This is a genomic window from Streptomyces sp. NPDC006261, assembly GCF_040613515.1.
In the GTDB taxonomy this organism is placed as follows: Bacteria; Actinomycetota; Actinomycetes; order Streptomycetales; family Streptomycetaceae; genus Streptomyces.
Window position 1 is genome coordinate 1 of sequence record NZ_JBEXSI010000115.1, and the last position, 9,433, is coordinate 9,433.

At 74.9% G+C, this 9,433-nt stretch carries 2 protein-coding genes; one reads left to right on the plus strand and one right to left on the minus strand.

Annotation, left to right across the window (positions count from 1 at the left end; genetic code table 11):
* A partial coding sequence (locus ABZ154_RS34235) for an SDR family NAD(P)-dependent oxidoreductase (protein ID WP_356838305.1) occupies window positions 1-9,264 on the minus strand: 9,264 nt, incomplete at its 3' end.
* Between ABZ154_RS34235 and ABZ154_RS34240 the strand changes: the two genes are divergently transcribed.
* Window positions 9,241-9,433 (plus strand): hypothetical protein (locus ABZ154_RS34240; protein ID WP_356838306.1); only part of this gene is annotated, 193 nt, incomplete at its 3' end. The genes ABZ154_RS34235 and ABZ154_RS34240 overlap by 24 nt on opposite strands.

Here is a 9,433-nt window from a genome sequence, read left to right on the forward strand (position 1 = left end):
CCAGGCTTGGGCCAGTTCGAGGTGGCGTACGGCTGCCTCGCGGGCCTGTTCGGGCAGGTTGCCGTCCTGGAGCGGCTGTGGTGCGGTCAGCACCACAGCCGGGACCTCGGCCCCGGCCTCCACCGCCGCCACCAGCGCCGCCAGATCCGGGTAGCGGGTCAAGGCGTCGAATCCGGTGTCCGGAGCCTCGCCCAGCAGCACGGTGTGCTCGTCGGCCACCGCGCGTACCGCACCGGCCTCCGTCCACCGCACCTCCAGCAGGCCCTCGCGGTGCGCGTCGGCCGCCGCTCGCAGCGTCTCCTCCGAGAGCGGCCGCAGGGCCAGCTCGCCGACCGAAACCACCGGCGCGCCCAGGCCGTCGGTGACCGTGAGCGCGACGGTCTCCGGCCCGGTCGTCGAGAGCCGCACCCGCAGCTCCGTGGCGCCCGTGGCGCGTACGGTCAGACCGGACCAGGCGAACGGCAGCACGGCCGGCCGGCCGGTGTCCGCGACTCCTGGCAGCAGCGGGTGCAGCGCCGCGTCCAGCAGCGCCGGATGCACGGTGAACCGTGCGGCGTCCGCCTGTTGCGCCTCCGCGAGCGCGACCTCCGCGAACAGCTCCGTCTCCGTGTACCAGACCCGGCGCAGCCCCTGGAAGGCGGGCCCGTACGCGTATCCGTGGCCGGCGAGACGCTCGTACACGCCCCCCAGATCGGCCTCCGTCGCACCAGCGGGCGGCCAGGCGCCGAGCTCGGGCACCTCGGCCGGACGGCCGGATGCCGCCGCCAGACGGCCGGTCGCGTGCAGGGTCCACGGCGTCAGGTCGTCCGTGCCCGGCCGCGAGTAGACCTCCAGCGTGCGGCGGCCGGCGTCGTCCGCCGCGCCCAGCACCGCCTGCATCCGTACCTCTTCGCGGTCCGGCAGGACGAGCGGCGCGGTGAGCGTGAGGTCGTCGACCTCGGCGCACCCGACGTGCTCGCCGGCGCGCAGCGCGAGGTCTGCGAACGCCGTTCCCGGCAGCAGCGCGACACCGTGCACGGCGTGGTCCCAGAGCCACGGATGGGTGTGGCGGGAGACCCGGCCGGTGAACAGGAACCCGTCCTGACCGGCCGTCGGCACCGCCGCACCGAGCAGCGGATGCCCGGTGGCAACCAGCCCGAGCCCCGCCGCGTCGCCCGGGACCAAAGGCGCCTCCAGCCAGTGGCGCGAGTGCTGGAAGGCGTACGTCGGCAGCTCCACCCGTGTTGCGCCCGGGAAGAGGGCCGACCGGTCCAGGCCGCCGCCGCGCAGCTCCAGGAGGGCCAGTGCCGCGAGCGTGGTGTGCTGTTCGGACCGGCCGGAGCGCAGCACCGGGGTCAGGAGAGCGGCCTCCTTCGTCAGGCAGGCCTGCGCCATGGCCGTGAGCACGCCGTCGGGGCCCACCTCCACGAAGTCGCCGACGCCCTGGTCCTCCAGGAAGCGGATCCCGTCGTGGAAGCGCACGGCCGCGCGGATGTGCCCGGCCCAGTACTCCGGCGAGCGCAGCTGCTCGTCGGTGGCGAGCACTCCGGTGACGTTGGAGACGACCGGGATCTTCGGGGCGTGGAACGTGAGGCCCGAGGCGAGCGCCGCGAACTCCTCCAACACCTCGTCCATGTGCGGCGAGTGGAAGGCGTGGCTGACGGTCAGCCGCTTCGTCTTGCGGCCCTGTTCCCGCCAGTGCGCGGCGATCCTCTCCACCGCGTCCTCGTCGCCGGAGACGACGACGGAGTCCGGTCCGTTGACCCCGGCGACGGCGACCGTGTCACCGAAGCCGGCGAGCGAGGCGAGGGTCTCCTCCTCGCTCGCCTGGACCGCCGCCATCGCGCCTCCGGCACGCGCTGCCTGCATCAGCCGGCCGCGCGCGGCGACCAGGACACCGGCGTCCGCCAGCTCCAGGACGCCCGCGAGATGGGCCGCGGTGAGCTCACCGATGGAGTGGCCCAGCAGATAGTCCGGCGTCGCGCCATGGTGTTCCAGCAGCCGGAACAGCGCCGTCTCGACGGCGAAGAGCGCGGCCTGCGTGAAGACGGTCCGGTCCAGCAGCTCCGCTTCGGCGGAGCCCGCCTCGGCGAAGAGAACCTCCTTGAGCGGCCTGGGAAGTTCACCGTCCAGGTGAGCGCACACCGCGTCGAGTGCCTCGGCGAACACCGGTGAAGTCGCGTACAGCTCCCGGCCCATGCCCAGCCGCTGGCTGCCTTGTCCGGTGAACAGGAACGCCGTCCCGCCGCGCCGGCCGGACGCGGCCCGCACCACCGCAGGTGCCGTACGGCCGTGCGCGAGCGCTTCGAGGCCGCTCAGCAGCTCCTCGCGGTCGCCGACGACGGCGGCCGATCGCTCGTGCAGCGCCCGGGTGCTCAGCAGCGAGAGGCCCACATCGGCGGTGCGCAGTCCGGGGTGGCGTACGAGGTGCTCGTACAGCCGGCCGGCCTGGTCGCGCAACGCCGCCTCGTCCCGTGCGGAGACCACCAGCGGCAGGACCGCCTCGGGTCCGGCCTCCTCCTCCTCCTCACGCGGAGCGTCCTCGGGGCCCTGCTCCAGAATCACGTGCGCGTTGGTGCCGCTGATGCCGAACGACGACACGCCGGCCCGGCGCGGCCGCCCGTCCTCGGCGGGCCACTCCCGCTCCTCCGTCAGCAGCGCGACCGCTCCCGACTCCCAGTCAACGTGGGGGGACGGCTCGTCCAGGTGCAGCGTCCTCGGCAGTGTGCCGTGGCGCATGGCCTCGATCATCTTGATGACACCGCCCACCCCGGCGGCCGCCTGCGCGTGGCCGATGTTGGACTTCAGCGAACCCAGGTACAGCGGCCGGTCCTCAGGACGGTCCTGGCCGTACGCCGCCAGCAGCGCCTGCGCCTCGATCGGGTCGCCGAGCGTGGTGCCGGTGCCGTGCGCCTCCACCGCGTCCACCTCGGCGGCGGCGAGGCCCGCGTTGGCCAGGGCCTGGCGGATCACCTGCTCCTGGGACGGGCCGTTGGGCGCGGTGAGGCCGTTGGAGGCGCCGTCCTGGTTGACCGCCGATCCGCGCACCACCGCCAGCACCCGGTGGCCGTTGCGCCGGGCGTCCGAGAGCCGCTCCACCAGCAGCAGACCGACGCCTTCGGACCAGCCGGTGCCGTCCGCGTCCGCCGAGAAGGAGCGGCACCGGCCGTCCGGCGAGAGCCCGCGCTGCCGCGAGAACTCGACGAACGTGTTCGGTCCCGACATGACCGTCACCCCGCCGGCCAGCGCCAGGTCGCACTCGCCCCGGCGCAGCGCGTCGGCGGCGAGATGCAGCGCCACCAGCGACGAGGAGCAGGCGGTGTCGACGGTGATCGCCGGACCCTGCAGACCATAGGTGTAGGCGAGGCGGCCGGAGACCACGCTGGAGAGGTTCCCGGCGAGCAGGAAGCCCTCGAACTCCTCCGGGGCCGATGCCAGGCGCGAGGCGTAGTCGGCGTACATCACTCCGGTGAAGACTCCGGCGTTGCTTCCGCGCACCGAGGCCGGAGTGATACCGGCGTTCTCGAAGGTCTCCCACGCCGTCTCCAGCAGAAGCCGCTGCTGGGGATCGGTCGCGGTGGCCTCACGCGGTGACATGTCGAAGAACGCCGGGTCGAACCGGTCCGCCTCGTGCAGGAACCCGCCGTGCCGGACGTACGACGTGCCGATGACGTCCGGATCCGCGTTGTACAGCTCCTCCAGGTTCCAGCCCCGGTTGTCCGGGAACTCGCTGATCGCGTCCGTCCCGTCCGCCACCAGCCGCCACAGCTCCTCCGGCGAACGCACTCCGCCCGGGAACCGGCACGCCATCCCGACGATCGCGATCGGCTCGTCCGCCACCGACGCCCGCACCGCCACCGGACCGGCCGCGCGGGTGCCGGAGACCTGGTCGTCCACGTACGCGGCGAGCGCGGCGGGCGACGGGTGGTCGAAGACGGCGGTCGCGGGGATCCGCAGACCGGTGGTGGCGGAGAGCTGGTTACGCAGCTCCACACCGGAGAGCGAGTCGAAGCCGGCCTCCTTGAACGCCCGGTCCGGATCGACGGCTTCGGGGTCCGGATGGCCGAGCACGGCGGCGACCGTGGAGCGGACCAGCGCGAGGACGGCCGCACGCCGCTCCGCCTCGCCGAGCGCCGCCGTCCGCCGTGCCCACGGCGAGGCGCCCTCGCCCGTTCCTCCGGCAGCGGCGGTACGGGGACGGGGCCTGACCAGGCCGCGCAGCAGTGCGGGCGGCGCTCCGGCGGCGGCGCGCAGCCGTGCCGCGTCGAATGTGACCGGGACGGCCAGCGCGTCCGTACCGGCGAGCGCGGCGTCGAACAGCTCCAGGCCGTGGTCCGGAGCCAGCGGCGTGATACCGGCCCTGGCCCAGCGCGCGAGGTCCGCCTCGCCCAGCGCGGTGCCCATGCCGCTTCCGCCGCCCCACAGGCCCCAGGCCAGCGAGAGCGCCGGCAGCTCCAGGGCGGACCGGTGGGCGGCGAGCGCGTCCAGATAGGTGTTGGCGGCGGCGTAGTTGGCCTGGCCGGCCGTGCCGGTGATGCCGGAGACGGAGGAGAACAGGACGAACGCGGCCAGTTCGTGTTCCCGCGTCAGCTCGTGCAGGTTCCACGCCGCGTCCACCTTCGGCCGCAGTACCGAGACGAGCTGCTCATCGGTGAGGGACTCCACCGTGGCGTCATCCAGGACACCTGCCGTGTGCACCACGGCCGTCAGCGGGTGCTCGGCCGGGATGGTGTCCAGTACGGCGGTGAGAGCCGCGCGGTCGGCCGCGTCGGCGGCCACCACGGTGACCTCGGCGCCCAGTTCCGCGAGTTCCGCGCGCAGCGCGTCGACGCCCGGCGTGTCCGGGCCACGTCGGCTGGTCAGCAGCAGACGGCGCACGCCGTGCCGGGCCACCAGATGGCGGGCCAGCAGCCCGCCCAGGCCACCGGTGCCGCCGGTGACGAGCACCGTGCCGTCGGGCCCGAGGTCCGGACCGGCGGCCACTTCGGCGCGCACCGCCCGGGCCAGCCGCGGCACATGGAGCGCGCCCTCGCGGACCGCCACCTGCGGCTCGCCGCTCGCGACGGCGGCGGCCAGCAGCTCCGCGCCGGCGGCGTCCAGGTCGACCAGGACCACCCGGTCCGGGTGCTCGGACTGGAGCGACCGGGCCAGGCCCCACACCGGCGCGGCGGCCAGGCCGGTGAGCCGGTCACCGCGGCGGACCGCCACGGCGTCGTGCGTCACGAACACCAGGCGGGTCTCCGCGAACCGGGCGTCGGCCAGCCAGTCGCGGGCGATGCGCAGGGACCGCGTCGCCGCCTCGTGCGCCGCCTCGGCCGTGTGCGCGTCACCGCTCGCCGGCCCGTACGTGACGACGACCGCGTCGGCGCCCGCAGGATCCGGAAGGACCTCGCCGGCCGCCTCGGCCAAGGTCACCGTGGCTCCGGCCGGTGCGGGGACCACGGGCCAGGAGACGGTGTGGAGCGCCTCGGCACGGGCGTTCGCGGTCTGGCCGAGCCGGTCCTTCGGGACGGGCCGCAGCGAGATCCGGTCGATGGTGGCGACCGGCGCACCGGTGGGATCGGTGAGCGTCAGCGTGTAGGCGTCGGGTCCGGCCGGGGCCAGCCGGGCCCGCAGCTCGCTCGCGCCCACGGCGTGCACGGCCGTCCCGTTCCAGGCGAACGGCAGCCGGATCTCCCGGTCGTCATCGCCGTCCCGGGCCGCGTCCAGCACCATCGGGTGCAGCGCCGCGTCGAGCAGCGCCGGATGGACCGCGTACCCGTGCGCCGCCTCGCGCTGGTCGTCGCTCAGCCGCAGCTCCGCGTACAGCTCCTCACCTCGCCGCCACAGGCTCCGCAGGCCCTGGAAGGCCGGGCCGTACGCGTAACCGAGGCCGGCGAGGCGCTCGTACACGTCGGTGAGGGGTTCGGCGACGGCACCCGCGGGCGGCCAGGGGCCCGGGGCCTGGGGAGCGGGTGCGGGGGAGGGGGCGGTGAGGGTGCCGGAGGCGTGGCGGGTCCACGGGGCCGGGGCGTCGTCGTCCGTCACGGGCTGTGCGTGCACCGCGAAGGAGCGGCTGCCGTCGGCCTCGGGTGCGCCGATGGTGACCTGCAGGCGGGTGCTGCGGCGCTCGGCCAGCACCAGCGGCGCCTCCAGCGTCAGCTCCTCCACCCGGCCGGTTCCGGCCTGCTCGCCCGCTGCCACGGCCAGTTCGAGGAAGACGGTGGCGGGCACGAGGACGGCGTCACTGATGCCGTGGTCGGCCAGCCACGGCTGCCGGGCCGGCGAGAGCACGCTGGTGAGGATCGTGCCGTCCCTCTCGGCCAGCTCCACCGAAGCGCCGAGCAGCGGGTGTCCGGAGGCGGTGAGACCGAGGCCGCCCGCGTCGGTCCGCTCCTCGGGGACGAACCAGTAGTGCTCGTGCTGGAAGGCGTACGTCGGCAGGCCGGTGCGGGCGGCGCCGGTGAAGAACGTGTCCAGGTCCAGTCCGGCGCCGAGCGCGTGCGCCCGGGCGAGACCGGTGGCGAGGACGGCGGCCTCGGGGCGGCCCGCGCGCAGCAGCGGGACGGCGGTGGCGTGGTCCGTGGTGAACGAGGCCTGCGCCATCGCCGTGAGGACGGCGTCGGGGCCGACCTCGACGAACCGGGTGACCCCGTCGGCCTCCAGCGTGCGGACCGCGTCCAGGAACCGCACGGTGGAGCGGATCTGCCGCACCCAGTAGTCCGGCGAGGCCAGCTCCTCGGCGGTGGCGAGCTCGCCGGTCAGCGTCGACACCAGCGGGATCACCGGCGCGTGGAACTCCAGCGCGGCGGCGACCGCGCGGAACTCCTCCAGGATCTCGTCCATGTGCGGTGAGTGGAAGGCGTGGCTGACGCGCAGCCGGCGCGTCCGGCGTCCCTGCTCCCGCCAGTGGGCCGCGACCTGCTCGGCGGCCTCCTCGTCACCGGAGACCACGACCGCGTCCGGGCCGTTCACCGCGGCTACGGCGAGCGCGCCACCGTGGCCGGTCAGACTCCGTACCACCTCGGCCTCGTCGGCCTCCACGGCGATCATCGCGCCGCCGGTACGGGCCGCCTGCATGAGCCGGCCGCGCGCGGCGACCAGGGCCGCCGCGTCGGGCAGCGACAGCACTCCGGCCACCTGGGCGGCGGCCAGCTCGCCGATCGAATGCCCGGTCAGCCGGTCGGGCACCAGGCCGTGGTGTTCCAGCAGCCGGAACAGCGCCACCTCGACGGCGAACAGTGCGGGCTGCGTGTAGGTCGTACGGTGCAGCGCCGCGGCGTCGTCGGAGCCGTCGGCGGCGAACATCACCTCCAGCAGCGGCCGTGCCAGATGGCCGTCCAGCGCCGCCGCCACCTCGTCCAGCGCCTGCGCGAAGACCGGGTGGGAGGCGTACAACTCCCGTCCCATGCCCGGGTACTGGGCGCCCTGGCCGGTGAAGAGGAAGGCCGTTCGGCCGGTCCGGCCCGCGTCGCCCACCACCAGGTGCGGCGACTGCTCACCGCGCGCCAGCGCCTGGAGGCCCGCCAGGAAGCCGGCGGTCTCCGTGCCGGTGACCACCGCCCGCCGGTCGAACGCCGTACGGGCGGCCAGCGAGCGGCCGACGTCGGCGACCGGCAGTGACGGCCGCGCGGCGATGTGCTCGTGCAGCCGGGCCGCCTGCGCCCGCAGCGACGCCTCGTCGCGGGCGGAGAGCACCCACGGCACCGGCGTGGCCGGAGCGGGCGTGACGGCCGGCGCCGGTACGTCGGCCTCGGCCGCCTCCTCCAGGATCACGTGCGCGTTGGTGCCGCTGATCCCGAACGACGAGACGGCGGCCCGGCGCGGACGCCCGGTGCGCGGCCACACCCGCTCCTCGGTGAGCAGCTCCACGGCGCCGGAGGACCAGTCGACGTGCGGCGTCGGCTCGTCGGCGTGCAGCGTCCTCGGCAGTGTCCCGTGCCGCATCGACTGGACCATTTTCACGATGCCACCGACACCGGCGGCGGCCTGCGTGTGGCCGATGTTGGACTTCAGCGAGCCCAGGAACACCGGCTCGCCCTCACGGCCCTGGCCGTACGTGGCGAGCAGCGCCTCGGCCTCGATCGGGTCGCCGAGCCGGGTGCCGGTGCCGTGGGCCTCCACCGCGTCGACGGCCGCGGCGCTCAGGCCCGCGTCGGCGAGCGCCTCACGGATCACCCGTTGCTGGGCGAGTCCGCTCGGAGCGGTGAGGCCGTTGGAGGCGCCGTCCTGGTTGATCGCGGTGCCCCGCACGACCGCGAGGACCTGGTGGCCGTTGCGCCGCGCGTCCGAGAGCCGCTCCACCAGCAGCAGGCCCACACCTTCGGCCCAGGACGTGCCGTCCGCGGACGCGGAGAACGACTTGCTCCGCCCGTCCGGCGCGAGGCCCTGCTGCTTGGAGAACTCCACGAACATGCCGGGGGTGGCCATCACCGTGACGCCGCCCGCCAGAGCGAGACCGGTCTCCCCGGAGCGGAGCGACCGTACGGCCATGTGCAGCGCGACCAGGGACGACGAGCAGGCCGTGTCGACTGTTACGGCGGGGCCGATGAGGCCCAGTTGGTAGGCGATGCGGCCCGACATGACGCTCGCGGTGGAGCCGGTCAGGACGTGACCGTGGACGCCTGCGGGAGCGTCATGCATGCGCGGGCCGTACTCCAGCGCCGTACCGCCGATGAACACGCCGGTGCGGCTGCCCTGGAGCGAGCCCGGGTCGATGCCCGCGCCTTCCACGGCCTCCCACGCGGTCTCCAGCAGCAGCCGCTGCTGCGGGTCCATGGCCAGCGCCTCGCGCGGCGCGATGCCGAAGAAGCCGGCGTCGAAACCGCCCGCACCGTGCAGGAAGCCGCCCGCGTCCACCGCGCTGCGGCCCGGCTCGCGGAGCTCGGGGTCGAAGAGGTCCTCGGCCCAGCCGCGGTCCTCCGGGAAGCCGGAGATCGCGTCACCGCCCTCGGACAGCAGCTTCCACAGCGCCTCCGGCGAGGTGGCGCCGCCCGGGTAGCGGCAGGCCATGCCCACGATGGCGATCGGCTCACCGGCGTCCGCCGGCGCGCGGCGGCCGTCGTCGGTGGCGTTGGTGCCGGTCAGCTCGGCCAGCAGATGTCCGGCCAGCGCGGCGGGGGTCGGGTGGGCGAAGAGGAGTCCGCTGGGCAGGCTCAGCCCGGTGGCCGCGGCGAGCGCGTTGCGCAGCTCCACCGTCATCAGCGAGTCGAAGCCGAGGTCCCTGAAGGGCGCGCGGAGATCGACCGTGCCCTCCGGCCCGTACTCCAGGACCGCCGCCGTGTGCGCGGTGACCAGCTCGGTCACCGCGCGCAGCCGCTCGGCCGCCGGAAGCGCCGCCAGCCGCTCACCGAGCCCGCCCGCCGGGACCGCGACCGGCGCGGCTGCGGCCGCACCCTCGTCCCCCTCCTGAGCAAGGAGTACGGGACGACCAGCACCAGCCTCGAATCCGTCGTCAAGTGCGAGCACAAGTACT